The sequence below is a fragment of the Pseudoxanthomonas sp. 3HH-4 genome (assembly GCF_006716465.1).
In the GTDB taxonomy this organism is placed as follows: domain Bacteria; phylum Pseudomonadota; class Gammaproteobacteria; order Xanthomonadales; family Xanthomonadaceae; genus Pseudoxanthomonas_A.
On record NZ_VFPB01000001.1, the window covers coordinates 1,230,784 to 1,256,342 of the forward strand.

Below are 25,559 nucleotides of genomic sequence, written 5' to 3' on the forward strand. Positions count from 1 at the left end.
CCCCGCTCAGGCGGACAGCTTGGACTTCTTCGGCAACTGGGCTTTCAGGAACGCCATCTGGTCGGCCAGGATGTTGCGGTTCGACAGGATCAGGTGTTCGATCCAGCTGGGCCGGTAAGGCACGGCGAGCAGCGGCATGTGCGCCTGCTGCGGCGTGCGGTTGCTCTTGCGCGAGTTGCAGTGGAAGCAGGCGGTCACCACGTTTTCCCAGATGTCCCGGCCGCCCTTGGACAGCGGCAGCACGTGATCACGGGTCAAGTGCGGGCGCGAATATTCGTGGCCGCAGTACAGGCACAGGTGCGCGTCGCGGGCGAACAGGGCGGTGTTGGTGAGCGTTGGCGTGGGCGACAGGGCATGCGCACGGGCGTGGCCGCGCGAGGCCACGATGGGATGCAATTCGATCAGACTCTGTTCGCCGGTCAGCCGCGAGACGCCGCCATGCACATGCAGGCAGGGGTCGCCCAGTGTCCATGCAACCGCGCCGCGTGCGTACAGGCAGGTCGCATCCTGCCAGTTGATCCAGTCCAGCACGCGGCCATGCGCATCCAGCGACAGCAGTCGCAGGGCGGCGGGATGGGGGCGGGGCGACGACGGAGACGGGACCGGTGTTGGGAGGGAACCGGTCTTGACCAGGTGAAGCTGAGCTCTGTCTGCTTCCATGGAGAAGCAGGTTATACCCAAATGTTGACGAAATGTGTATCGGGTGTTGCTTTTCACCGGAGGAGCGCGTTGTCCGCGCTCCTCCGGTGCAGGATTACGCCTCGCCGAAACGAGCCTCGTCCATTGCCATCAGCGTGTCTGCGCCGGACTCGATGGCGGCGGCGTGGGCCAGGGTGCGCGGCAGGATGCGGGCGAAGTAGAACCGCGCGGTTTCGCGCTTGGCCTGTTTGAACGCATCGCCGTGCGTCGAGGCATCGGCAGCGGCCACGCTGCGCGCCCACCAGTAGGCCAGCACCACGTAGCCGGAATAGAACAGGTAGTCGGTGCTGGCCGCGCCGATCTCCTCAGGGTTCGCGGCGGCTCGCTGCAGGACGTTCTTCGTCAGGCCTGCCCATTCGGCGGCCTTCTGCTGCAGGGGGTCGATGAACTCGGTGAGCGACGCATCATCCTTGTGTTGCTGGACGAAGGCGTGCACGTCCGCCAGGAACAACTTCAGGCCGGCGGCCTGCGTGGACGCGGTCTTGCGCCCCATCAGGTCGAGCGCCTGGATGCCGGTGGTGCCTTCGTACAGCGTGGTGATGCGCGCATCGCGTGCCAGCTGTTCCATGCCGTGTTCGTGGATGTAGCCGTGGCCACCGAAGCACTGCAGCGCGTGGTAGGTGTTCTCGATGCCCCATTCGGTCTGGCAGGCCTTCGAGATGGGCGTGAGGAAACTCACCAGCGTATCGGCGCGCTCGCGTTCGGCAGGGTCTTCGGCGTGGTTGGCGATGTCGATCAGCGTACCGGCGTGCAGCGCCAGCAGGCGGCTGCCTTCGATCAGCGACTTGATCGTCAACAGCATGCGGCGAACGTCAGGGTGGACGATGATCGGATCGGCCGGTTTGTCTGGGGACTTGGGGCCGCTGAGCGAGCGCGTCTGCAAGCGTTCGCGCGCGTAGCGCAATGCATTCTGGTAGGCGCGTTCGCTCAGCCCGATGCCTTGCAGGCCCACGCCGAGGCGTGCGGTATTCATCATGGTGAACATCGCCTGCAGGCCCTTGTGGGGCTGGCCCACCAGGTAGCCTTGCGCGCCGTCGAAATTCATCACGCAGGTGACCGAGGCCTTGATTCCCATCTTGTGTTCGATCGAGCCGCAGGCCACCGCGTTGCGTTCGCCGACCGTGCCATCGCGTGCGACCTTGAACTTGGGCGTGACGAACAAGGAGATGCCTTTCGCGCCCGCCGGTGCATCCGGCAGTTTCGCCAGCACCAGGTGCACGATGTTGTCGGTCAGGTCGTGCTCGCCGGCGGTGATGAAGATCTTGGTGCCGGTGATGGCGTAGCTGCCATCGGCGTTCGGTTCGGCCTTGGTCTTCAGCAGGCCGAGGTCGGTGCCGCAATGCGGCTCGGTCAGGCACATGGTGCCGGTCCAGCGGCCCTCCACGAGCGGCTTCAGGAAGACCTCCTGCTGCCACGCCTCGCCGTGATGCTTGAGCGCTTCCACCGCGCCGTGCGACAGCAGGGGGAAGTTGCCCCAGGCCAGGTTGCTCGCGTTGACCAGTTCGTTGAGGGGCACGCCCATCGTGTGTGGCAGGCCCTGGCCGCCGAACTCGGGCGAAGAGGTGAGGCCGGTCCAGCCACCCTCGACGAATTGCGTGTACGCGGCCTTGAAGCCTGGTGGCGTAGTGACCTCGCCCGTGGCCTTGTCGAGCTGGCTGCCGATCTCGTCGCCGACGCTGTTCAGCGGCGCAAGGACGGTTTCCGTGAAACGCGCGGCCTCGTCGAGGACGGCATCCAGGATGTCGCGGGTCGCCTCGGTATAGCCAAGCCGCTGGAACAGCGGCTCCACGCCCAGCACGTCGTACAGGGCGAAGCGGAGATCGGTCAGGGGAGCTGTGTAGGACGCAGGCATGCAGGTTCTCGAAAAGGCGTGTAGGGGCGGGTGGGGCGGCGCTCAGCGCAGCACGCCATCCAGGCCGGGGACCGGGTTGAGGGTGTTGCGGGTTTCGATGTCGAACGTGCGGGGTTTCGCTTCTTCCGGCGTCGCGCTGGCGCTGCCCTTCAATGTGTAGGGCAGGGCGCGACGACCGGCGAGGGCGTCGGCCACCACGATGCGGCCGGCGCTGCTTGGTGCGAATGCCACCGTGACCACGTCGGCCGATTCGGGGCCAACGGAAAGGCCGGGCGTGGCGCGCAGATTGCCTGCGTTCTGATCGCCGACCTGCACGTCCATGTCGACGGTGTCGAACCGCATCGGAATACTGCTGTAGTTCTGCAGGCGCAGGTCGACAGACCATTGGCCGTCAGCCTTCACCGTGAGCTGCTGCACGCTGACCGCGGGATCGGAAACGCGCCGCACCATGCCATCGCCGCAACCGCCCAACAGGGCCATGGCTGCCAGAAGTGCCAGCAGGGAAGTACGTCGCATCATGCCGCCGCTCCGTGAGGGAATGCGGCAGGATACTACGGCGTATGGCGGCGGGGATGACAGTCCCCAGGCTGGAGGCGGATCAGTCGTGCTGCACTGCGTCAGGCTTCCAGACGAACGTGGCGACGCTGCGTGCGGGCAAGATGTAGTCGAACACCCGTTCTTCCTGTCCGACGCTGAATCGGCGTGCCTGCTCCGCGGAATTGGCGACCAGCAAGACCAGCGAACCGTCGTCGGCGTTCCGGAAGGCGACGTTGTCGAGGTCGTTGGCCGCCTCGCTGGAGGCGATCCGGTGCGCGCCCGGACGCACGAAGCGGCTGGCGTGTGCCAGCGCGTAGTACTCGTCGGTGCGGGTGATCGCACCCGTGCGTGAGTCGATGGTGACCACGCCGCGGCAGGTATGGCAGCCCCCCGCATAGGGTCCGTTGTTCTCGTCCAGCGCCAGGTTCCAGAACAGCGCGCCGCGTGCCCAATGGCGTGCACTGCGGATGATGATGTTCTTCATCTGAAGAGGCAGGCCGCCACTGCGCACCGGTTCCCAGTCGCCGCCGGAGCATTCGGTCATGTAGGCGTCCTTGTCGGGGAACGCGTCATGCACCGGCGACTGAGCGGCCACGTCGCCGCCATAGCAATGCCATGCCACGGCCGCGACATGCGGATTGGCCTTCGCGTCGGCCAGCACGCCCAGCGGTTCCTGCGGCTTGTCCCAGTTGTGGTCCCAGTCGAAGATCAGCGGGCCCTTGCCGCGCGTCGCGATCATTGGACCCAGGTGGTCGCCGATCAGGCGCGCCCGCGCCGGCGCGTTGAGCCGCATACCGGGATAGTCCTTCGGTTCGTAGTCTGGTTCGTTCTGCACGGTCAGTGCGAAGATCGGAATACCTTCCGCTGCGTAAGCATCGACATATTTCAGCAGGTAGCGCGAGAACGCATCGTAGTACTGCGGCAGCAGTCTCCCCTGGATCAGGCTGTTGGTGTCCTTCATCCATCCGGGCGCACTCCACGGCGACGCCATGACCTTCAGCTGCGGGTTGATGGCGAGCATCGCGCGCGCCACCGGGATCACATCGCGCCGGTTCTCGTTAATACTGAAATGCCTGAGTCCGGGGTCCGGTTTTCCGTCGGGTGTATCCGCCAGGCTGTAGTGGTGTCGCGAGAAATCCGATGCGCCGATGGTCAACCGGGAGAAGCTCAAGCCCAGGCCGTTGCCGTCGCGGCCGAACAGTTCCTTCAGCAGAGTATCGCGCTGCTGCTGGTCCAGCCTGTGCTGGATCAGCCAAGCGGATGAATCGGTCAGCGAGGCGCCGAAACCGACCATCTCCTGGAATCGCTGTGCCTCGTCGATGAGGATGCCTGAATTTTCCGCCAAAGCGGCGTCACGGAACCGGGCAGGCGTCGACGGCGACAACGTGACCTCGTGGTCTGCCGTCGTGATCCACACCGAGACCTCCTGCGCGTGGGCCAACGGGCCGAACATGAGCGCAAGCGCGGACGCCAGGCAGGCGTGGGGGAGTCGTCGGATGCGTTGTCGTGTCATGGCGGAATCCTCTCGGTGGGGATACGCGAACCCCTCCCGGAGTCCACGCAAAGCGGGTGCTGCAGCGCAGCGCAATTTTCTCGACGTATGGCCGCGCGACAAGGAAAACCGATCCTGCATGCGCCCATATGTCGCGTTCGTTAGGAATTTGTTGACAGCGCATTGGAGCTTCTATATGACAGCGCTGTCAACATTGGTCGGAGAGGGACCAGATGAAGCACTTGAAACACACCGCATATCCATCCTCGCGTCGCACGCTGCACCAACATCATCTGGCCGCTGCTTGCTGTCTTGCGCTGGCATTCCCGGGTCTCGCGAGCGCGCAGCAGGCAGCTTCCTCTGCCGAACAGACCGTCGAAACCCTGGATACCGTGAAGGTCACCGGCATCCGCGCCGCCATCGCCAACGCGGTGGAGACCAAGAACGAGTCCACCTCGATCGTTGAAGCGATCTCTGCCGAAGACATCGGCAAGCTGCCCGACATCAGCATCGCGGACTCGATCTCGCGCCTGCCCGGCCTGACCATGCAGCGCCTCGATGGCCGCGGCCAGGTGATCCACATCCGTGGCATGTCCGAACAGTTCGCCGGTACGCTGCTCAATGGCCGCGAGCAGGTCACCACCGGTGACAACCGTGGTGTGGAGCTCGACCAGTATCCCGCCGAGCTGATCAATGGCGTCACGGTGTACAAGACCCCGGATTCATCGCTGATCGGCCAGGGCATTTCCGGCACGGTCGACCTGCAGTCGATCCGCCCGCTGTCGTTCGGCGAGCAACGCATCGTGTTCACCGGCCAGGGCGAGGTGAACTCGTTCGACGAACTGACCGAAGGCGGCAACAACAAGGGCTACCGCGTATCGGCCTCGTATGTCGACCAGTTCGCAAACGACACCGTGGGCTTCGCGATTGGCGTGGCGCGCATGGATGCGCCGTTCCAGGAGAAGCACTACAAGTCGTGGTGGTGGGCCAACACCGACATGTGGGGCGCGCCGCAGCCGGGCAAGCCCGCTGACGCGATCGCCTTGCAGGGCGCCGAAGCCTGGGTGAAGTCGCGCGACACTACGCGTGATGGTGTCATGGCCGTCCTGGAATTCAAGCCGAACGACCGCTGGCACAGCGTGTTGGACATGTACGCGTCGCGCTTCGACCAGGAAGAGTGGATGCGCGGTGCGATGTGGAGCAACGACCCCTGGTTCAACGGCGGCGCGGTCAGCTACAGCGACGTGAGCACGACGGACTACCACGGCACGCCGGTGGTCACCGGCGGCACGTTGAACGGCATCCAGCCGGCGATCCGCAACGACAACAACACCCGTGAGTCGCGTCTGTTCTCGGCGGGTTGGAACAACGAGTTCAAGCTCAATGAGACCTGGACGCTGGCCACCGACCTCAGCTACTCGCGCGCCAAGGTCGAGGATTCGAAGCTCGAGACGTATGCGGGCCGCTTGGGCGGCGTGTCTGCCGACTTCCGTGCGCGCCTCTCGCCCGGCTATGGCTACTACGCGCTGCCGGACATGGCGGATCCCGCCGCTGTTTACCTGCGCGACCCGCAGAACTGGGGCCATGACGGCCGCCTGGAGGACAGCCACCAGAAGGATGAGATGAAGGCATTCCGCGTGGCCGTGAACCACGTCATCGAGTCGTCCGACTTCCTGCGCAGCTGGGATGCCGGCGTGCACTACAGCAAGCGCACCAAGGAGAAGAGTGCCGAGGTCTATTTCGCCGACCTTCCCGGTCGCACGCCGACACTGGTCGATCCGTCGTTGCTGTCCACTCCGACGGATCTCGGATTCGCCGGCATGGGCCGCGTCATCACCTACGATCCGCGCGCATTGCTGTCACGCTACTACGACGTCTACCTCAGCGAGTCCAACGATGACCTGCAGAAGGATGCGATCACCGAAGAGGACGTGAAGACGTTCTACTTCAAGGCCAACCTCGACATGGACCTGACCGATACGGTCCGCCTGCGCGGCAATGCCGGCGTGCAGTACATCCGCACCGAGCAGACGTCCGAAGGCGTCGTCATCCAGCAGAACGAAAGTGGCCAGGCGCTCGTGGCCGGCACGGCGGGTGCGTCGTATGGCGACATCCTGCCCAGCCTCAACCTGGTGGCCGACTTCGGCAACGGATGGAACCTGCGCTTCGGTGCTGCCCGGGAGATGATGCGCGCGCGTATCAACGACATGGGTGCCCGCGCCAGTGTCTATGTGCAGACGTCGCAGGGCGGTCCGTCCGAATGGCGTGGCAGCGGCGGCAACCCGGCGCTCGAGCCGTACCGCGCCAACGCCTACGACCTTTCGATCGAGAAGTACTTCGGCGAAGCGAGTTATGTCGCGCTGGCGGCGTTCTACAAGGACATGGATTCGTACATCTATACGCGCGAGATCCCATGGGACTTCTCCGGTTACGACTACGAGGGTGATGAGCCGCCGGCGTCCAACATGGGTCTGTTCTCGACGCCGGCCAATGGCACCGGCGGCTACATGCGCGGCTATGAGTTCTCCACCGCACTGGGCGGCGAGCTGATCCACGATGCGCTCGACGGATTCGGCCTGCTGCTCAATGCGTCGTACACGGAGTCGTCGATCGATCCTGACGGCCCGGGCATCGGGTCGGGCACCGACACGTTCCCTGGGTTGTCCAAGATTGTCGCCAACGCGACGGTGTACTACGAGAAGCATGGCTTCTCGGCGCGTGTCAGCCAACGCTTTCGCGACCCGTACCGCGGCGAGTACGGCTCGATCTTCAACCAGCGCACGTATCGCTACACGTTGAACGAGCGCACGATCGACCTGCAACTGGGCTACGACTTCCCGGAATCCAGTCGCCTGTCGGGCCTGTCGATCCTGTTCCAGGTGAACAACGTCAACAACGAGCCGTTCCGCACCGAAGTAAGTTCCGGCACGCATCCGGACCTGTTCTTCCCGGAGGAGTACACCGAGTACGGTCGTCAGTATCTGCTGGGCTTCCGCTACAAGCTGTGACCGCACCTGTCCGTCGATAACCGCAGTACCTGACGGGATGCGGGGCCTGGCCCTGCGTCCCGTCGGACTTTTCGTCAAGGCGCGGATCCTGTCGGGGATGTCGTGCGCGCCTTCATCCAAGGGAGAAGCGAGTGAATCCGATCCGAATGACCCTGCTGGGGGCCAGTTTGCTGGCCTGCCTGTCGTGTACGGCCAAGAAGGAGCCAGAACAGAAGCCCGCCGATGCGACCGTGAGCGATGCCGCGGAACTGAAGGACTGGCCGGCGCTGAAGAGCAGCTTCGCCAAGGATCCTGCCGTGGAAGCGCGTGCGGCGGAAATCCTCGCTAGCATGACGCTGGAGCAGAAGATCGGCCAGATGGTGCAGCCGGAGATCAAATCGATCACGCCGGCCGAGGTGCGTACGTACTACATCGGCTCGGTGCTCAACGGCGGCGGTTCCTGGCCAGCGATGAACAAGCATGCCAGGGCCGAGGACTGGGTCAAGCTGGCGGACGCCTACTACGACGCGTCGATGTCCACTGATGCGAAGATCCCGGTGCCGGTGATCTGGGGCACCGACGCTGTGCATGGCCACAGCAACGTGCACGGCGCGACCATCTTCCCGCACAACATCGGCCTGGGCGCCGCGCACGATGTCGAACTGATCGAGCGCATCGCCGAAGCCACCGGCCAGTCCACCCGCGCCACCGGCGTAGCTTGGACGTTCGCGCCGACTGTCGCCGTGGCGCAGGACGCCCGCTGGGGGCGCACCTACGAAAGCTACTCATCGCAGCCGGCGCTGATCCGCGAATATGCCGCCGCCTACGTCAAGGGCATGCAGGGCGTGCTGGACAAGGACGGCAATGTCGTCGCCACCGCCAAGCACTTCATCGGCGACGGTGCCACCGACGGTGGCAAGGACCAGGGCAACGCTACCGTCACCCGGTCCACGATGATCAACGTCCACGGCCAGGGTTATTACGGCGCCATTGAAGCGGGCGTGCAGACCGTGATGGCGTCGTTCAACAGCTGGAACGACGTCGCAGAGGGCAAGGACTACGGCAAGATGCACGGCACGCGCGATCTGCTGACGGTGGCGCTGAAGGAGAAGATGGGCTTCGATGGCTTCGTCGTCTCCGACTGGAACGGCATCGGCCAGGTCACCGGCTGCAGCGACGACAGTTGCCCGCAGGCGATCAATGCCGGCATCGACATGGTGATGGTGCCGGACAAGTGGAAGTCCTTCATCACCAACACGATCGCGCAGGTGAAGTCGGGCGAGATCCCGCAGGCGCGCATCGACGACGCCGTCACCCGCATCCTGCGCGTCAAGCTGCGCGCCGGGCTGTGGGACCACAAACCATCGGCCAGCCAGTACGCTGGGAAACCGGAGGCGTTGGTGCACCGCGACCTGGCCCGTCGCGCCGCGCGCGAGTCGCTGGTGCTGCTGAAGAACGACGGCGGCACGCTGCCGTTGAAGAAGGGCCAGCGCGTGCTGCTGGTCGGCAAGAGCGCCGATAGCATTTCCAACCAGACCGGTGGCTGGTCGCTGACGTGGCAGGGCACAGACAACACCAACGCTGACTTCCCGAATGCGGACAGCATCGCGGCCGGCCTGCGCGAGCAATTGGGCGAGGCGAACGTGCTGCTGCGCGACAGTGTCGAGGGCGTGGATCCGGCGAGCTACGACGTCATTGTGGCCGCGATCGGCGAGACGCCGTATGCCGAGACGAATGGCGACATCGTGCCTTCCGACACGATGGCGCACAGCCGTCGCCATCCGGAAGACTTGGCCGCGCTGAAGGCGGCTGCCGCCAGCGGCAAGCCCGTCGTCACCGTGTTCCTGTCCGGCCGCGCGTTGTACGCCAACGACCTGATCAACCTGTCCAACAGCTTCGTCGCCGCGTGGCTGCCGGGTACGGAAGGCAAGGGCGTCACCGATGTGCTGGTTGCGAGTGCGGATGGCAAGCCGGCGCATGATTTCCGCGGCAAGCTGACGTTCCCCTGGCCGGCCGTGGCCTGTCCGAAGGCCGACAGTACGCCACAGTTCGCGCTGGACACCGGCCTGCGCTATGGCGACAACAGCACGGTTGGCAAGCTGCCGGAAGACAGCGCGGCCAGCTGCGGTGATGCGACCACGCTGGGCATCTTCAAGCAGTCCGACATCGCACCCTTCACCCTGCAGATGGCTGCAGGCAGCGAAGAGAAGGCGGTGGGTTCCGACATGAATGCCACGCAGCGCTGGCCACAGGCGAAGCCTGCGCTGCAGATTGCAACGGTGCAGGTCAACACGCAGCAGGACGCCAAGGAGGTGACCTGGCTGGCACCGGCTCGCTTCTTCGCCCGCAATCCGTCGAAGAACAACCTCGCGGCGATGGCCACCGCGCGTGGCGTGGTGCAGTTCGACGTGGTGGTGAAACAGGCGCCGGTCAAGCCGGTGCAGTTCACGCTGGGATGCGGCACCAACTGCGGTGCCAGCCTCGACCTGACGGCGACGTTCTCTGGTGATGCAGTCGGCAGGAAGCAGACCGTCAAGGTGCCGCTGGCCTGTTTCGGCAAGCTCGGTGCGGACCTGACCGGCGTGGATACGCCCTTCAGCATCGCCGCCGATGCTCCGTTCGCTGCCGCATTCACCAATATCCAGGTGGTCGCCGGTGCGGCGGATGGCGCCGATGTGGTGAAGTGCGCGCAGTGAGTATCCTGCGCCTTGCGGCGAAACCGCAGGGCGCTGACGCAGTGCAAGTTGCAATCGCGCGGCGGCCCCGTAGGCTGGCCGTTCCGTCCGGATCCCATACCAGCAGGCATACCAATCCATGACCACACAAACCACCCGATGGTCGCAGTTCGGCGTGCTGATCACCGTGTTCTTCTTCTGGGGCTTCGTTGCGGCGAGCAACGATATCCTGATCCCGGTGTTCAAGAAGGCCTTCGACCTGACGCAGGCGCAGAGCCAGTACGTCGCCGTTGCGTTCTACGTGGCGTATACCGTCGGCTCGCTGATTTACGTGGCGATTTCCAAGGTCATCGGGCTCGACCTGCTCAACAGGATCGGCTACAAGAACGGCATCTGCCTGGGGCTGGTGATATCCGCGTTGGGCACGCTGCTGTTCTACCCCGCGGCCAACACTGGTTCGTTCAGCCTGATGCTGTCGGGCCTCTTCATCGTCGGCCTGGGATTCTCGCTGCAGCAGATCGCGGCCAATCCGCTGGCCATCGTCATCGGTGATCCCAAGACCGGTGCGCAGCGATTGACCCTGGCGGGCGGCATCAACAACTTCGGCACCACCATCGGGCCGCTGCTGGTGAGTGTGGCGATCTTCGGCAGCGTGCTGACCGGCAACACCGAAGCCAGCATCGAGAGCGTGAAGACGCCGTACCTGGTGCTGGGCGTCGCCTTCATCCTGGTGGCGATCTTCCTGAAGTTCTCCTCGGTGCCCAACCACATCGACCTGGAGAAGCTGTCCGAGACCGAAGCCCAGGACAGCAGCAAGCTGATCCACAAGAAGTCGGCGCTGGGTTACCCGCAGCTGGTACTGGGCATGCTGGCGATCTTCGTCTACGTCGGCGTGGAGGTGTCCACCATCAGCAACCTGCCGGCCTATCTCGAGTCGCCCGAAGGCCTGGGCCTGGATACGTCGCAAATCGCGCCGTTCGTGTCGCTCTACTGGGCCAGCCTGATGATCGGCCGCTGGGGCGGCGCGGCCGGTGCGTTCAATGTGGGAGCGGGCGCGAAGCGCTGGCTGACGCTGCTGCTGCCGTACGTGGCGTTCGCTGTGTTCCTGGCGGTCAACGCCATCATGAAGCACGACGTCTCGCAGTTCCTGGGCTACGCCGCCGTCATCGTGCTGATGATCCTCGCGACCCTGGCCAGCAAGGGCAATCCGGCACGCATGCTGCTGTACTTCTCCATCTGCGGCATTGCGGCGCTGCTGATCGGCATGTTCACCACCGGCTGGACCAGCGTGGTGGCCTTCATCAGCGTCGGCCTGTTCTGCAGCACCATGTGGCCGTGCATCTTCGCGTTGGCCATCACCGGGCTGGGCAACAACACCAACCAGGGCAGCAGCCTGCTGATCATGATGATCATGGGTGGCGGTTTCGTCAGCCTTGCCCAGGGGGCGCTGGCCGACAAGGTCGGCGTCCATTTCAGCTTCATCGTCGGCGTGGCGTGCTTCGCTTACCTTGTTTTCTATGCGATCGCTGCCACCCGTACGTTGCGCAACCAGGGCATCGACCTGGACAAGCTGGCCGCCGGCAACGGCCATTGAGTGCGGTGCGCGCCGGAGAGAGGCCGGCGCGCATCCCCCAAGCCACCGGGCCACTCTCCAGCCCGGTGGCTTTTCTTTTGGGTTGCCGTTCCTTTGCCCTCGCGCGCAGAGGAGCAACATCGCCCTCCCGGATCTGGCTTCCGGGGCTGGCATGGCAACGAAGGACGCAGACAGCTGCGTCGACGGAGATCGTGGGGGGCTCCATGAAGTGCGATCGCTGCGCGCCGGCCGTCGTGGATGGACGGGGCGGCGGCGTGACGGATGGGACATGGCGCAGGTCCCGGCGGGGGCAAGACTGCGAAACTTCCGCCGGAGTCACGCCCATGTTGCCGCGCCTGTCATGCCTGCTGCTTTCGCTTGTTGCCTTCCACGCCACGGCGCAGGAAGCCCCGACGCGCGAACACTTCGCCACTCCCGGCCACGAAGCGGCGTACCACGACTGGCACTACACGCCAGTAGTGAAAGTGGGCGACATGGTGATCGTGTCCGGCATTCCCGCCGCCGGCCCAGGGACTTACGAAGAAAAGGTGCGCCGCATGTTCGTTGGGCTGGGCAAGCAACTGGCACAGGCCGGGGCGACCTATGCCGACGTCGTGGAACTGACGACCTTCCACACCGGCCCGACTGATCCACAGAGCTTCCAGGCCGAGTTCGACCGCTTCGCCCCGATCCACCACGAGTTCTTCCCCGCGAACTACCCCGCGTGGAGTGCGGTCGGCACGAGCGCGCTGCTCGCACCCGGCGCGGTGGTGGAAATGCGCGCGGTGGCGATGATCGGATCCGGGCGTGCGCCGAAGGCGGACATTCCGAAGCCGAAGCCGCGCCCGGCTACGCCCTGAGCACGCGCTGGCGTCAGCGCGCCGCCGTGCCGCTGCGCTTGGCCAGCATGTCCTCGATCAGATCCAGGATCTCCGCAACGCTGATGCCGTAGGAGCCAGCCTGGCCGGCGTCGAAGGCTTGCTTCCACTCGCCGTAGCCCTCCAGGTAGGCCGGGTCGGTGGCGCCCTGGCCGACCAGTTCGGCGCCACTGCGTTCCAGTACCTGGCCGATGATCGGCAGATGGGCGAAGGTGGTGATGACGCCTGCAGGCAGCCCCGGATGTCGGATGCGCGCTTCGCTCACGCTGACGTGCAGGATCTCGCCACCGAGCGGGTGCGGATCGATGCGATTGATCGTCAGTACCGGCGTCTCCCTGGTGCCGCGGCCACGACAGCGCCAGCGTTGGCCGACGGCATAGGGGGCAGAGGCAAGGGCGGTCGTCATGGAGATCGGAAACGGCGGAAGGAGCTGCTCAGGATAAGCAGGGCATGGCGGGTTGTGCGTGGCGCGGTGGCATGAAGGCTTGAATGACCCGATGCGGCAAAGTGGGGGCGATATCGGAGGGTGGAGCTGGAACTCCACGATGGGCGCGTTGAGCCGTGTTGATCGGGTACGACCCGCCTTGCGCATCCGAACTTCCCAAGGACTTTCCCTCCATGCCCCTCGACGCGAACTCCCGTCTCATCGCCGGCGTGTCAGTGCGGCCGTCATCCTGCTGGCGACCTGGTTCCACGGCAATGGCAGGAATCTGGACGGGGTCCTGTCGCATTGCGGGGCGAGCGGGGTGCGGGCGCAGCAGTTGTGCGACTGCACCCCCTGCGAGCGCGATGAGGCGTCGCACGCAGACGCACTGCGGGTGGATTGCGATGCGCCGAGCCACGTGCTGCGCACGCGCAACGCTACTCCGCGCTCGTAATCCCTTGCCAGCGATAAGGCCCGACGTGGTGCGCCGAGCGGGATAGCCGCCGACTCGGGACGGCGCATTGCATGTGCGGGTGGCAGTTGGCAGGGCGCCCGGTGTCGCGGTGTGCCGCCGGGCTCTTGATGCACGTCTAGAAGCGCGCACCCACCGGCAGATAGCGCCATTGGCCCACCGGCATCTTCGACAGCGCGATGCGGCCAATCCTGAGCCGCCGGATCGACACGACCTCGAGCCCGCCTGCGCGGCAGCGATGGCTGAGCTCGCCCGGCTGTACATCCTTGATCGCGAAGCGAAGCCGCACCTCGTTCTGCCAACTGACCTTGCAGGGCGCCAGTCCACGGTCCTGGTAGGTGGCCACGTGGCCGATTCTGCTGAGGGTGTAAGGGTCGGTGTCGCCGCGGATCTCCACCACGAACTCCTGCTCGATCTCCGCGTAGTCCTCGGTCAGGCGGCGCCACACGCGGCCATCCTGGCTCAGCACCATGAGTCCGCTGGCCTCGGTGTCCAGCGGCATCAGTGGGGTCAATCGATGGAAATGGCGCTTCAGTGGACGCACGCCGCTGTCGTCTTCGAGCAGATGCGTGGTCGGGGTGGCCAAGGCCGCCGTATCCTGCCAGGCAGTGCCTTCGGGCTTGTGCAGCAGCAGGGTGGCTGGCTCGGTGGCCGTGAGTTCGGCAGCCGGGTCGATTTCCACGCGTTCGGTGGTGACGGGGTGTTGTGGCGCTTCCACCGTCTCACCATCCACGGTGACCCAGCCCCCTTCGATGTACTGCTCGGCCTCCGTGCGCGAACAGCCGGTGAGTTCAGCGACACGCTTGGCCAGGCGGATGGGTTCAGGCATGGGAACACCGGCGTTTCAGGGCGGCTAGTGTAAAGATAGCGGGGACGCCCCGCGTCGAATCTTCGTTCTTAATCTTCATTTTCTCGCCAGGACCGCATGAAAACGCCCCCAGGATTGCAAGCGCTGATCGATGACGGTGTGATCGACCGCGTGCTGCGGCCGCTGAAAAGCGGCAAGGAAGCCTCCGTCTACGTGGTGGATGCGGGGGGCGAAGTCCGCTGCGCCAAGGTCTACAAGGACATGGCGCAGCGCAGTTTCCAGCAGCGCACGCTGTACCAGGAAGGGCGCAAGGTCCGCGGCAGCCGCGAGGCGCGCGCGATGGGCAAGGCCACACGCTACGGGCGCAAGCAGCAGGAAGTGGCGTGGAAGAACGCCGAGGTCGACGCCCTGTACCAGTTGCGCGACGCCGGCGTGCGCGTGCCAGAACCGTTTGGTTATGTGCACGGCGTGCTGGTGATGGAGCTTGTCGCCGATGCCAGCGGCCACTCCGCGCCCCGTCTGGGCGAAGTGGACCTGACACCGGAGCAGGCGCGCGACTTCCACCGTTTCCTGGTGCGCGAGGTGGTCAAGATGCTGTGTGCTGGCCTGATCCACGGGGACCTGTCGGAATACAACGTGCTGGTGGGCGGGGAAGGCCCGGTGATCATCGATTTCCCGCAGGTGGTCAGCGCCGCCGGCAACAACGCCAGTCGGCGCCTGCTGTTGCGCGACGTCAATGCCCTGACGGCACGCCTGGGGCGCTACGCACCGGAGCTGCTGGATACCTGGTATGGCGAGGAGATGTGGGCGCTGTACGAAGCTGGCGCTTTGCGCCCGGATACGGAGTTGACCGGCCTGTTCGCCCACGACGCGTCGCGCGTGGATGTGGACAGCGTGCGGCACGCCATCGAGGACGCGCGACAGGAAGCGATCATCCGCCAGCAGGGCAGGGAAGCGGCCGCTGCGGAGTAAGCCGATGAGGGTGCGGGATCGGGCGCACCGGCGCCCCTTGGGCGCAGGCAAAACAAAAGGGCCTGCCTTGCGGCAAGCCCTTCGGAATGAATGGTGGCCCGGGGCGGATTCGAACCACCGACACGCGGATTTTCAATCCGCTGCTCTACCAACTGAGCTACCAGGCCAGGATCTGTCGCGGTACGGCGGTGCCGGCGCGAAGAGCGGCAATGATACGGACCGGTCGAGGCGATGGCAAGCCGGACCGCCCCTGAATGGCCGGCCTCTTGGCCGCCGCAGGCTGCACCGGGCGGGGGCATCATGCATCCTCGGGAGTGCGTTCCTCAACGCACCGACAGAGGACGACCATGAAACGCATGATTCCCTTCGCCCTGCTGATCGCGACCGGACTGGCCGCCTGCGCGACCGACGGCCGGCAGACCGATGCCGAAAAACTCGTCTTCTACCGCGGTCATGCCGGGGAGCCGGTCAAGGACTTCAAGTATTTCGGCACGCTCAATGGCTGGACGCCGCTGGGCGATGGCGCGCTCGCCGTATGGACCAAGCCCAGCGAAGGGTATCTGTTGGAGCTGTCCGGCCCCTGCCAGGACCTGGACTACGCCACCGCCATCTCCGTGACCCAGTTCGGCGGTCGGGTGTCGGCAAAGTTCGATGACGTGATCCCCTTGGGGGCGGGCACCTCCAGCATCAATATTCCCTGCCGCATCGAGACCATCAGGCCATTGGACGTGAAGGCCCTGCGCGCCAGCCAGAAAGAGTTGCGCGAAGCCGCGGCCGTGGAGCGGGAAGCTGGAAAGCGTTGATAGCGCAGGAAAGCTGTCGCTTTCCTGACCTCGTCCCGTGACCCGATGCTGGACCCTGCTGTCCGGGGAGGGCAGCGGGGGGCGCGCAGTTCAGGACTCCGGCACGTACCCGGTCGGTTTGTCCGCGCCGCCGCCGAAGAGGAACTTCTCCAGTTCCACTTCAAGGAAAGCGCGATGCTTGGGATCGCGCGGGGACAGCCGGTTCTCGTTGATCAGCATGGTCTGGTGAGCCAACCATGCGGCCCACGCCGGCTTGCCGATGTTCGCGTAGATGCGCTTGCCCAGGTCGCCGGGGTAGGGGACGAAGTCGAGCCCTTCCGTTTCGCGTTGTTCGTACTGGCAGAAGACGGTGCGCGACATCGGTCAATTTCCCAACAGTTTGCGGATCGGCGCGGGCAGGCCCAGCTTCGCGAGTTCGCCGCGCGCGACCCATCGCAGATCGTCATTGTCGCGCACCCTGCCGCGCAGGGCGACCCCGCGTACCCGCAGCGGCTGCAGATGCAGGCGGTAGTGGCTGAAGGTGTGCACCACCACCGGCAGTTCTTCGGCGCTGTCGTAATGCCCTTGCACTTCGTGCGCGAACCAGTCGCGCATGCCTGTGTCGGTATCCGCCTGCGGCAGCGTCCATAGCGACGCCCAGATGCCGGCTTCCGGACGCCGTTGCAGCAGGATTTCGCCGTCGGTGTTCTCGAGCCACAACGCCATGGCTTCCCGCTCCGGCAGCGTCTTCGAGGGCTTGGGCGTGGGAAGCACGTCGACCAAGCCATCGCGGCGCGCCACGCAGTCGTCCTGCTGCGGGCACACCACGCAGATTGGCCTGGCGCGCGTGCACAGCGTGGCACCGAAATCCATCTGCGCCTGCGTGTAGTCGGCCAGGCGGCCGTCGGGCACGTCGTGCAGGTGCGTTTCCGCCAGCGCCCACAATGGCTTTTCCACTGCCGGCAGGCCGGGCCAGCCGGAGATGCCGTGGAAGCGCGCCAGCACGCGCTTGACGTTGCCATCGAGGATGGGGAAACGGTCGTTCCACGCCTGTGCCAGGATCGCGCCCGCCGTGCTGCGCCCGATGCCGGGCAGTGCATGCAGTACGTCGAAATCGCGTGGCAGGTCGCCGCCATGCTGCGCGACACACGCTTTCGCCGCCGCATGCAGGTTGCGGGCGCGGGCGTAGTAGCCCAGTCCCGCCCAGTGCGCCATCACGTCATCGGTGGAAGCCGCGGCCAGGTCGGGCAGGGTGGGAAAGCGATCGACGAAGCGCAGGAAGTACGGGATGACCGTGGCCACCTGCGTCTGCTGCAACATGATTTCCGATAACCACACGCGATACGGCGTGCGCGGGTGTTGCCACGGCAGGTCGTGGCGGCCGTGCCGGTCGAACCAGGCCAACAGGCGATGGGCAAAGGTTTCGGAAAGGGTGCTCATGCAAGACGGCCTGTGGAAGCGACGTTAGTCGCGATCGGCCACCGCGATGGCGTCATCGCGACCGACGTCGTTTCCTCCACAGGAGCGAGGCTTGTGTCAGCCGGCACCCAGCGCTTCCGGCAACAGCGCATCGACGAAGGCTTCTGCATCGAACACGCGCAGGTCTTCCACGCGCTCGCCGATACCGGCGTAGCGGATCGGGATGCCGAACTCGCGCGCCAGCGCGAACACCACGCCGCCCTTCGCGGTGCCATCCAGCTTGGTGACCACCAGGCCGGTAACGCCGACGGCGGCATGGAACTGGCGCAGCTGCGAGAGCGCGTTCTGGCCGGTGGTGCCATCGATGACCATCAGCACTTCGTGTGGCGCGCTCTCGTCGATCTTGCCGAGGACGCGGCGTATCTTGCCCAGTTCGCTCATCAGGCCGGTCTGCGTATGCAGGCGGCCTGCAGTGTCGGCGATCAGCACGTCGAAGCCGCGCGACCTGGCCGACTGGAGCGCGTCGAAGGCAACCGACGCCGGATCCGCATCCTGGCCCTGTGCGACCACGGGCACGCCGTTGCGTTCGCCCCAGGTCTGGAGCTGCGCGACGGCGGCGGCGCGGAAGGTGTCGCCGGCGGCCAGCATCAGGCTGTGGCCGTCCTGCTTGAAGCGGCGCGCCAGCTTGCCGATGGTGGTGGTCTTTCCCACGCCGTTGACGCCAATGGTCAGCACGACGAACGGCTTGCGGCTGGCGTCGATTACCAACGGTCTGGCGACCGGCGCGATCAGTGCGATGAGGTCGGCACGCAGTGACTTCAGCAAGGCCTGTGCGTCTGCGAACTCGCGTTCCTTCATCCGCTTGCGCAGGTCGTCGATGATGGCGGTGGTGGCGGGCACGCCCACGTCGGCGGTCAGCAGGGCGGTTTCGATCTCATCCAGCAGGTCGTCGTCCAGGCGCGGATTGCGCGTGAACAGGCCGGCCAGGCCCAGTGCGGCGCTGGTGCGGCGCAGGCGGTCACGCCAGCCGGGCTTGCCGGCCGGCGCGGCGGGCGCGGCATCGGCGGGTTCTGGCTCGTCTGCTCGTGACGCAGCAGCGGCGGGTTCGGAGAGGGCGCCGGCATCATCATGGCGCTCGTCCGTCTTCGGCCCCGCTTCATCCACCACGGAAGCGGCGGCGGGGATTGCGTCCGTCGGCAGCATCTCGCCCGGCGCGCGCGGGAAGGCGGCGGCGAGTTCTTCGGTGCTGGGGCGGGTCTGGGCGGCGTCCGGGCCGTCCTGGGGCTTCTTGCGGCGGAAAAAACCGATCATTGCAGGGGGTTCTCGAAGAGGGCGACATGCTACCACCCGGCTGTCGGGCGGCCGTGGACGCTGGGCTAAAGTGGGGCCGGCGGCGGCCGATATCGAGGCTGGAACCCTGTGGAGTCATCGCATGACCCCCATCGCCGGCATCGCTGCTTCCGGCCTGCGCGCGGCCTCGCTCGGCATGCAGGCCGCAGTGCACAACATCGCCAACCTGGCCACGCCGGATGCTGCGCGACAGGGCGTTGCGCTGTCCTCCCAGGTGATGGGCGGAGTGTCGGCGACGGTTGTCGAGGTGCCCGTTGATCCGGCCGCTCCGGTGGAGGATGTGGCGGCGATGCTGACCTACGAGGCGATGGCCGGCGCGAACCTGTTCGTGCTGAAGGTCGCGGACCAAGCGCTGGGCGGCCTGCTGGATATCAGTGCGTAGAGCCTCATAGCTCGTCAGTCCATCCCCTCTCCCCGTTCACGGGGAGAGGGTGCCGAAGGTGGGTGAGGGGCAGACGGAGCCGCAGCGCTTCAATGATGCGACGCCCCGTCGAGTGATATCAGTGCGCTCTTCAGTCCACGTCTCATGACTTCGTTCGCTCCTCATCCGCCCTTCGGGCACCTTCTCCCCGCATGCGGGGAGAAGGGATCTTTCAGGCCGACAGTTCCAACAGCAATGCATTCAGCCGCTTCACGTAGCCGGCCGGGTCCTTGAGGCTCTCGCCCGCGGCCAGCGCGGCCTGGTCGAACAGCACGCGGGTCAGGTTGTTGAAGCGATTCGCATCGTTCTCGGCATCGAGTTTTGCGATGAGCGGATGCTCCGGGTTGAACTCGAATACCGGCTTGCTCTCGGGTGCCTGCTGACCACTGGCTTCCAGCAACTGGCGCATCTGCACACCCAGGTCGCCCTGGCCCATCGCGAGGATGGCGGGTGAGTCGGTCAGGCGGTGCGAGACGCGCACGTCGGCCACGTCCAGGCCAAGTACGGTCTTGATGCGGCCGGTGAGGGCTTCCTTCGCTTTCGCGCTTTCCTCCTGAGCCTTCTTCTCGTCCTCGCTGTCCAGCGCACCCAGGTCCAGATCACCGCGGGCGACATCGACGAAAGACTTGCCGTCGAACTCGGTCAGATAGCCCATCAGCCACTCGTCGATGCGGTCGGTGAGCAGCAGTACCTCGATGCCCTTCTTGCGGAAGATCTCCAGGTGCGGGCTGTCCTTGATCTGCGCATGCGATTCGCCGGTCAGGTAGTACAGCTTGTCCTGGCCTTCCTGCAGGCGATCCACGTAGTCTACCAACGACACGCTGGGCGCGCCGGAGGTGTCGTGGGTGGATGCGAAGCGCAGCAGACCGGCGATCTTCTCGCGGTTGGCGTAGTCCTCGGCCGGGCCTTCCTTCAGCACCTGGCCGAAGTTGGTCCAGAACGCCTTGTAGTCCTCGGGTTTGTCCTTGGCCAGCTTCTCCAGCATGTCGAGCGCGCGTTTGGTCAGCGCCGAGCGCATCGAATCGACCACCGGGCCGGACTGCAGGATCTCGCGCGAGACGTTGAGCGACAGGTCCGAGGAATCCACCACGCCGCGCAGGAAACGCAGGTACAGCGGCAGGAACTGTTCGGCCTGGTCCATGATGAAGACGCGCTGCACGTACAGCTTCAGGCCCTTGGCGCCGTCGCGGTGGTACAGGTCGAACGGCGCGCGGCCGGGCACGTAGAGGAGCGAGGTGTACTCCAGCTTGCCCTCGACCTTGTTGTGGCTCCACGCCACCGGATCGGTGAAGTCGTGGGCGATGTGCTTGTAGAACTCGGTGTATTCCTCGTCCTTGATCTCGGACTTGGGGCGCGTCCACAGCGCGCTGGCCTTGTTGACCGCTTCCCATTCGGGCGTGGCCGGCGCGTCGTCGCCGTGATGTTCCTTTGCCATCTCGATCGGCAGGCCGACATGGTCCGAATACTTCTTGACGATGCCGCGCAGCTTCCAGCCGTCGGCGAAGCCTTCCTCGCCCTCCTTCAGGTGCAGCACGATGCGGGTGCCGCGTTCGGGTTTGTCGACCGTGGCCACCTCGAAATCGCCTTCACCGGCGCTTGACCAGTGCACGCCCTCGCTGGCGGACAGGCCGGCGCGACGGCTGAACACGTCCACGCGGTCGGCCACGATGAAGGCGCTGTAGAACCCCACGCCGAACTGGCCGATGAGGTTGGCGTCCTTCTTCTGGTCGCCGGACAGCGCCTTGAGGAAGTCGCTGGTGCCGGACTTCGCGATCGTCCCGAGATGGGCGACGGCTTCATCGCGACTCATGCCGATGCCGTTGTCGTCGATGGTCACCGTGCGTGCTTCGGCATCGAAGCCGATGCGGATGCGCAGGGTGGGATCTTCCTCGATCAGGCCGGGTTCCTTCAGCGCCTCGAAGCGCAGTTTGTCGGCGGCGTCGGCGGCGTTGGACACCAGCTCGCGCAGGAAGATCTCCTTGTTCGAGTACAGCGAGTGGATCATCAGCTGCAGCAGCTGCTTCACTTCGGCCTGGAAGCCCAGTGTTTCCTTGCGGGTTTCGGTGGTCATCGTGGACGTGCTCCTTGGATCGGTGTGCGGGCCGCAGGCGCGGCCGATGCATCCCGGTGTATGGGCCGGGTCCGGCTTTCTCAACCGTGCCCCTCCTGCAACAAGGGGACGTATCATGCGGGGCCTGCCGTCGCCGTCGTCCCGATGTCCCGAAGCCCCCGCCGTCCCTCCCCAGCACCTGCCTCTTCGCCGCGCGGCACCGGCCAGGTGCGGATCATCGGCGGGCGATGGCGCGGCACGAAGCTGGCGGTGCCGGACCGTCCCGGCCTGCGGCCCAGCAGCGACCGCGTGCGCGAGACCCTGTTCAACTGGTTGATGCCGGCATTGCCTGGCGCGCGCGTGCTGGACCTGTTCGCCGGTACTGGTGTGCTGGGGCTGGAGGCGCTGTCGCGCGGCGCGGCGCACGCCGTGTTGGTGGAGCGCGACCCCGGGCTGGCCGAGGCGCTGCGCGAGGCAACGGCGAAACTGTCCGCGCCCGCCGAGGTACATGCGGCTGACGCACTGGCGTGGCTGGGCGGCCGTGGGGACGCTTTCGACTTGGTATTCCTGGACCCGCCCTTCGCCGATGGCCTGTGGGCGCGCGCGCTGGACGGGTTGGCGCCGAGGCTGGCGCCCGGGGCCTGGGTCTACGTGGAATCGCCGGCGGACCTCCAGCCGGGGGTCCCGCCGGCCTGGGCGCTGCACCGCGAGGGTCGGACGCGCGAGGTCCGCTACGCGCTTTACCGGACCCCGGCCGCGCAGCCCACTGCTACACTGCGCCCCGACGATCCGCCGGCGACGACTGAATGACTGTGGCGCGCACCCGGACGGCCGTATACCCCGGCACGTTCGACCCCATCACCAATGGCCATATCGACCTGATCGACCGCGCCGCGCCGCTGTTCGAGCGCGTGATCATCGGCGTGGCCGAAAGCCCGGGCAAAGGGCCCGCCCTGCCGCTGGCGCAGCGCGTCGCGCTGACCCGCGAGGCCGTGGCCAAGCATGCGCACGTGGAAGTGCAGGGCTTCGACGGCCTACTCGCGCACTTCGTGAAGGACGTGGGCGGCGGCGTGCTGTTGCGTGGCCTGCGCGCGGTGTCCGACTTCGAGTACGAGTTCCAGCTGGCCAGCATGAACCGGCATCTGATCCCCGAGGTCGAGACGCTGTTCCTGACGCCGGCCGAGCAGTACGGCTTCATTTCCTCGTCGCTGGTGCGCGAGATCGCGCGCCTGGGCGGCGACGTGTCCGGCTTCGTGCCCCCGGCGGTGGTCGCCGCGCTCAAGGCACAATGGCAGTCACAGAAGGGCGCTTGAGCGCCCGCATTCCGACAACAGATCCAACAGGAGGGGGAACACCCATGAAGAACATCGCAACCCGCATGCTGCTCACCGCCTGCCTCGTGCTGCCGTTCGCGGCGTGCAAGAAGCAGGACGAAGCCCCGGCCGAACCGGCCGAAGTCGCGCTCGTCGCGCCGACCACGACCGAAGATGGCGCGTGGAAGGAGTACCTGAGCAAGGTGGTCGACGCCAACATGGGCACGATCACCAACACGCCTTACGTGTACTACCTGCCGGCCGAGACCGATCCGGAGTTCGAGGCCAAGTACGGCCGCCAGCTGGAACAGGCCAAGGGCGCCGTGGCGCGTGGCGTGACCAGTGGCAACCTGATCGCGTTCGGCTCGCCATCCAGCGTCAAGATCGCCGACCTGGCCGTGGCTGCGTTCGAAGGCGTGGAAGCCGACACGTTCAAGGGCGTGCGCATCCTCTTCATCGGCAAGGCGGAAGACAGCGAGCGCGTGAAGGCTGCCGTCACCCCGAGCAGCGCCGAATACGTGTTCGTTGAAGCCAAGTGACCTTTCCGCGCGTGGCCGCTCCGGCGGCCACGCCTTGGCGGAAAGGCCATCCCCGCGCAGGCGGGGGTCCAGTGCCTTCCAGCCTTTCGTCCGCAGCCAGCCTGCGACGACCGGATGTAAGGTCCCGGCGCATCCGACGCATGTCCGGTCAAGGTCACTGGATTCCTGCTGACGCGGGAATGACGAAAGAAGATGTCCCTCAAGATCAACGAACTCTGCGTCAACTGTGATGTCTGCGAGCCGGCCTGCCCCAACCAGGCCATCTCGATGGGCGAGACGATCTATGTGATCGATCCGGCGCGCTGCACCGAATGCGTCGGCCATCATGACGAACCGCAATGTGTCGTCGTGTGCCCGGTCGAGTGCATCGATCCCGATCCGGCGTATCCTGAGACCCACGAAGCACTGCTGGCGAAGATGCTGCGGCTGCAGGCCGGCTGATCCGCTCGCGCGTCATCGCTTCGTGCCGGTTTCCGCAACAGGAGCGATCGTGATCCAACGCCGTCTTTTCGCATTGCTGTTCGTCGTCGCCTTCGCGCCTGCCGCGTGGGCGGCCGATGCTTCCCGCACTTCCGCGCCGCATCCCCCGGGCGTGGCCATCGCCAGCGCGCACGCGCTTGCCACGCAGGCTGGTCTTGATGTCATCGCTCAGGGCGGCAACGCCTTCGACGCCGCCATCGCGGTCTCGTCGACGCTGTCCGTGGTCGAGCCGATCAGTTCCGGACTGGGCGGCGGCGGCTTCTTCCTGCTGCACGATGGCAAGACCGGCAAGGACGTCTTCATCGATGCGCGCGAGACCGCACCCGCAGCGGCTACGCCGGACAAGTACCTGTTGCCGAATGGCGACTTCAACCGCGATCGCGCCGAGAACGGCCCGTGGGCCGCGGGCATTCCCGGCCTGCCTGCCGCCTTCGTCCACCTGGCGGCGAACTACGGCAAGCTGCCATTGAAGGCCTCGCTGGCGCCGGCCATCCGCACGGCGCGCGAGGGGTTTCCGGTCTATGCACGCATGGCGCGCGGCTACCAGGCCCGTCGTAACGTGATGGAGCGGTACAAAGGCACGCGCGCGGTATTCCTGGCCAGCGGTCAGCCGATCAAGGAAGGCGATCTCTTCAGGCAGCCCGACCTCGCACGCACGCTGGAGCGTCTCGCCGCGCAGGGCTTCGACGGTTTCTATCGCGGGGAGACCGCGAAGCTGCTGCTGGCCGGCGTGAAGGCCGAAGGTGGGGAGTGGACTGAGAAGGAACTGGCCGGCTACACGGTACGCGAGCGGGAGCCGCTCACGTTCAAGTACAACGACTGGCAGGTGACGACCGCGCCGCCACCGTCGTCCGGCGGCGTGGCGCTGACGCAGATGTTGCAGATCCTCGATGCGTACGACCTGTCGAAGCTGGACCAGGCGCAGCGCACGCACCTGATCGTCGAATCGATGCGCCGCGCGTTCCGCGATCGTACCTTCTATCTCGGCGATCCCGATTTCGTCGAGATCCCGATGAAGACGCTGACCAGCCCGTACTACGCGGCCGGCCTGCGCGCGACGATCAACCCGCAGAAAGCGACGCCCAGCGATCAGTTGTCGGGCCAGCAGACGCCGCTGGAAGACGAGGAAACCACGCATTTCTCCATCATCGATGCCGAAGGCAACCGCGTCGCCGGTACGCAGACCGTCAACCTGCTGTACGGCTCGGGCCTGATGCCGCCGGGCACGGGCGTGCTGCTGAACAATGAGATGGACGACTTCGCGCTGAAGCCCGGGACGCCGAATGCGTTCGGTGTGATGGGCTACGACGCCAATGCGCCCAAGCCCGGCAAGCGCATGCTCAGTTCGATGACGCCGACCTTCCTGGAGTCGCCGGACAAAGTCGCGGTGCTGGGCACGCCGGGGGGTAGCCGCATCATCACCATGGTGCTGCTGGGCATCCTGGGTTACGACGCCGGTCTGGATCCGCAGGCAGTTGCCGCCCTTCCACGCTTCCATCACCAGTGGATGCCGGATTTGATCGAGATGGAGACCGACGCATTGAGTCCCGCGTCGCAGCAGGCGCTGGAAGCGATGGGTCACAGGTTCAAGGTGCCAGGCAACAGTGCCCAGGGTGGCCGAGGCTCCAGCCATGTCTGGGGCAACCTGCAAACGGTGGAGTGGGACAAGGTGACCAATACGCTGCACGGCGGCAGCGACCCGCGCAATCCGGTGGGCGCGGCGAAGGTGGTGGAATCCGCCGCGAAGCCCTGAAAGGGCTTGGCCCCTCTGTAGGAGCGACGTGAGTCGCGACCGCTACTTCGCGGCCCCGGCACCGGCGCGTCGGGCGACTGTCT

General features: G+C 65.8%; 21 protein-coding genes, 1 tRNA gene and 1 pseudogene. 12 read left to right on the forward strand and 11 right to left on the reverse strand.

Going from position 1 to position 25,559, the window contains the following annotated elements:
* Positions 1 to 6: 6 nt before the first annotated feature.
* From FB548_RS05595 to FB548_RS05610, 4 genes are all read right to left on the reverse strand, one after another.
* Complete coding sequence (locus FB548_RS05595) at positions 7 to 660, reverse strand: HNH endonuclease (protein WP_142123721.1); 654 nt, start codon at positions 658 to 660, stop codon at positions 7 to 9.
* Between the two features lie 94 nt (positions 661 to 754).
* Positions 755 to 2,551 carry an acyl-CoA dehydrogenase C-terminal domain-containing protein gene (locus tag FB548_RS05600; RefSeq protein WP_142123722.1) on the reverse strand — a complete coding sequence of 599 codons (1,797 nt, stop codon included), beginning with the start codon at positions 2,549 to 2,551 and terminating at the stop codon, positions 755 to 757.
* A 42-nt stretch (positions 2,552 to 2,593) separates the two neighbouring features.
* On the reverse strand, positions 2,594 to 3,067 hold the full coding sequence (locus FB548_RS05605) for an LEA type 2 family protein (RefSeq protein WP_142124120.1): 474 nt from the start codon (positions 3,065 to 3,067) through the stop codon (positions 2,594 to 2,596).
* 82 nt (positions 3,068 to 3,149) lie between these two features.
* A complete protein-coding gene (locus tag FB548_RS05610) occupies positions 3,150 to 4,601 on the reverse strand; it encodes a glycoside hydrolase family 30 beta sandwich domain-containing protein (protein WP_142123723.1) in 1,452 nt (483 codons plus the stop codon).
* Between the two features lie 212 nt (positions 4,602 to 4,813).
* On the opposite strand from FB548_RS05610, the gene FB548_RS05615 reads away from it, so the two are divergent.
* The 4 genes from FB548_RS05615 to FB548_RS05630 all read left to right on the forward strand — a co-directional run bounded on the left by FB548_RS05615 (position 4,814) and on the right by FB548_RS05630 (position 12,675).
* A complete protein-coding gene (locus FB548_RS05615; RefSeq protein ID WP_142123724.1) occupies positions 4,814 to 7,588 on the forward strand; it encodes a TonB-dependent receptor in 2,775 nt (924 codons plus the stop codon).
* Between the two features lie 131 nt (positions 7,589 to 7,719).
* Positions 7,720 to 10,263, forward strand: a complete 2,544-nt coding sequence (locus FB548_RS05620) for a glycoside hydrolase family 3 protein (RefSeq protein ID WP_255470314.1) — start codon at positions 7,720 to 7,722, stop codon at positions 10,261 to 10,263.
* A 118-nt stretch (positions 10,264 to 10,381) separates the two neighbouring features.
* Positions 10,382 to 11,836 (forward strand): MFS transporter, encoded by a 1,455-nt coding sequence (locus FB548_RS05625; protein WP_142123725.1) that lies wholly within the window; start codon positions 10,382 to 10,384, stop codon positions 11,834 to 11,836.
* A gap of 323 nt (positions 11,837 to 12,159) precedes the next feature.
* The gene (locus FB548_RS05630) at positions 12,160 to 12,675 is read left to right on the forward strand and encodes a Rid family hydrolase (protein WP_185741988.1); all 516 of its coding nucleotides are present in this window, start codon (positions 12,160 to 12,162) and stop codon (positions 12,673 to 12,675) included.
* 13 nt (positions 12,676 to 12,688) lie between these two features.
* Here the strand turns inward: FB548_RS05630 and FB548_RS05635 are convergent, their stop codons facing one another.
* Positions 12,689 to 13,099, reverse strand: coding sequence for a hypothetical protein (locus FB548_RS05635; RefSeq protein WP_142123727.1), 411 nt, complete (start codon positions 13,097 to 13,099; stop codon positions 12,689 to 12,691).
* Between the two features lie 608 nt (positions 13,100 to 13,707).
* Complete coding sequence (locus tag FB548_RS05640) at positions 13,708 to 14,418, reverse strand: rRNA pseudouridine synthase (RefSeq protein ID WP_142123728.1); 711 nt, start codon at positions 14,416 to 14,418, stop codon at positions 13,708 to 13,710.
* A 96-nt stretch (positions 14,419 to 14,514) separates the two neighbouring features.
* Between FB548_RS05640 and FB548_RS05645 the strand changes: the two genes are divergently transcribed.
* Entirely contained in the window at positions 14,515 to 15,369 is an 855-nt protein-coding gene (locus FB548_RS05645) for a PA4780 family RIO1-like protein kinase (RefSeq protein ID WP_142123729.1), read from the forward strand.
* 91 nt (positions 15,370 to 15,460) lie between these two features.
* On the opposite strand, the gene FB548_RS05650 is transcribed toward FB548_RS05645, so the two are convergent.
* A tRNA-Phe gene (locus FB548_RS05650) sits at positions 15,461 to 15,536 on the reverse strand.
* Positions 15,537 to 15,716: 180 nt separating this feature from the next.
* On the opposite strand from FB548_RS05650, the gene FB548_RS05655 reads away from it, so the two are divergent.
* On the forward strand, positions 15,717 to 16,172 hold the full coding sequence (locus FB548_RS05655) for a DUF6491 family protein (protein WP_142123730.1): 456 nt from the start codon (positions 15,717 to 15,719) through the stop codon (positions 16,170 to 16,172).
* 90 nt (positions 16,173 to 16,262) lie between these two features.
* Here FB548_RS05655 and FB548_RS05660 read toward each other — a convergent pair whose 3' ends face one another.
* The 3 genes and pseudogenes from FB548_RS05660 to ftsY all read right to left on the reverse strand — a co-directional run.
* Entirely contained in the window at positions 16,263 to 16,532 is a 270-nt protein-coding gene (locus FB548_RS05660; protein WP_142123731.1) for an oxidative damage protection protein, read from the reverse strand.
* 3 nt (positions 16,533 to 16,535) lie between these two features.
* Positions 16,536 to 17,591: an A/G-specific adenine glycosylase gene (gene mutY / locus FB548_RS05665; protein ID WP_142123732.1), complete on the reverse strand. Its 1,056-nt coding sequence runs from the start codon at positions 17,589 to 17,591 to the stop codon at positions 16,536 to 16,538.
* Positions 17,592 to 17,687: 96 nt separating this feature from the next.
* Positions 17,688 to 18,986 (reverse strand): annotated as a pseudogene (ftsY, locus tag FB548_RS05670) (signal recognition particle-docking protein FtsY); the annotation flags it as partial.
* Between the two features lie 16 nt (positions 18,987 to 19,002).
* On the opposite strand from ftsY, the gene FB548_RS05675 reads away from it, so the two are divergent.
* The gene (locus tag FB548_RS05675) at positions 19,003 to 19,302 is read left to right on the forward strand and encodes a hypothetical protein (RefSeq protein ID WP_142123734.1); all 300 of its coding nucleotides are present in this window, start codon (positions 19,003 to 19,005) and stop codon (positions 19,300 to 19,302) included.
* Between the two features lie 211 nt (positions 19,303 to 19,513).
* On the opposite strand, the gene htpG is transcribed toward FB548_RS05675, so the two are convergent.
* A complete protein-coding gene (gene htpG / locus FB548_RS05680) occupies positions 19,514 to 21,412 on the reverse strand; it encodes a molecular chaperone HtpG (RefSeq protein ID WP_142123735.1) in 1,899 nt (632 codons plus the stop codon).
* A gap of 144 nt (positions 21,413 to 21,556) precedes the next feature.
* On the opposite strand from htpG, the gene rsmD reads away from it, so the two are divergent.
* From rsmD to ggt, 5 genes are all read left to right on the forward strand, one after another.
* Entirely contained in the window at positions 21,557 to 22,201 is a 645-nt protein-coding gene (gene rsmD, locus FB548_RS05685) for a 16S rRNA (guanine(966)-N(2))-methyltransferase RsmD (RefSeq protein WP_142123736.1), read from the forward strand.
* Positions 22,198 to 22,704: a pantetheine-phosphate adenylyltransferase gene (gene coaD, locus FB548_RS05690; protein WP_142123737.1), complete on the forward strand. Its 507-nt coding sequence runs from the start codon at positions 22,198 to 22,200 to the stop codon at positions 22,702 to 22,704. Before rsmD ends, coaD begins: the two co-directional genes overlap by 4 nt.
* A gap of 44 nt (positions 22,705 to 22,748) precedes the next feature.
* On the forward strand, positions 22,749 to 23,243 hold the full coding sequence (locus tag FB548_RS05695) for a hypothetical protein (protein WP_142123738.1): 495 nt from the start codon (positions 22,749 to 22,751) through the stop codon (positions 23,241 to 23,243).
* A 192-nt stretch (positions 23,244 to 23,435) separates the two neighbouring features.
* Positions 23,436 to 23,684 (forward strand): YfhL family 4Fe-4S dicluster ferredoxin, encoded by a 249-nt coding sequence (locus FB548_RS05700; RefSeq protein WP_055940809.1) that lies wholly within the window; start codon positions 23,436 to 23,438, stop codon positions 23,682 to 23,684.
* Between the two features lie 49 nt (positions 23,685 to 23,733).
* Positions 23,734 to 25,476 (forward strand): gamma-glutamyltransferase, encoded by a 1,743-nt coding sequence (gene ggt, locus FB548_RS05705; protein ID WP_255470315.1) that lies wholly within the window; start codon positions 23,734 to 23,736, stop codon positions 25,474 to 25,476.
* Positions 25,477 to 25,559: the final 83 nt, after the last annotated feature.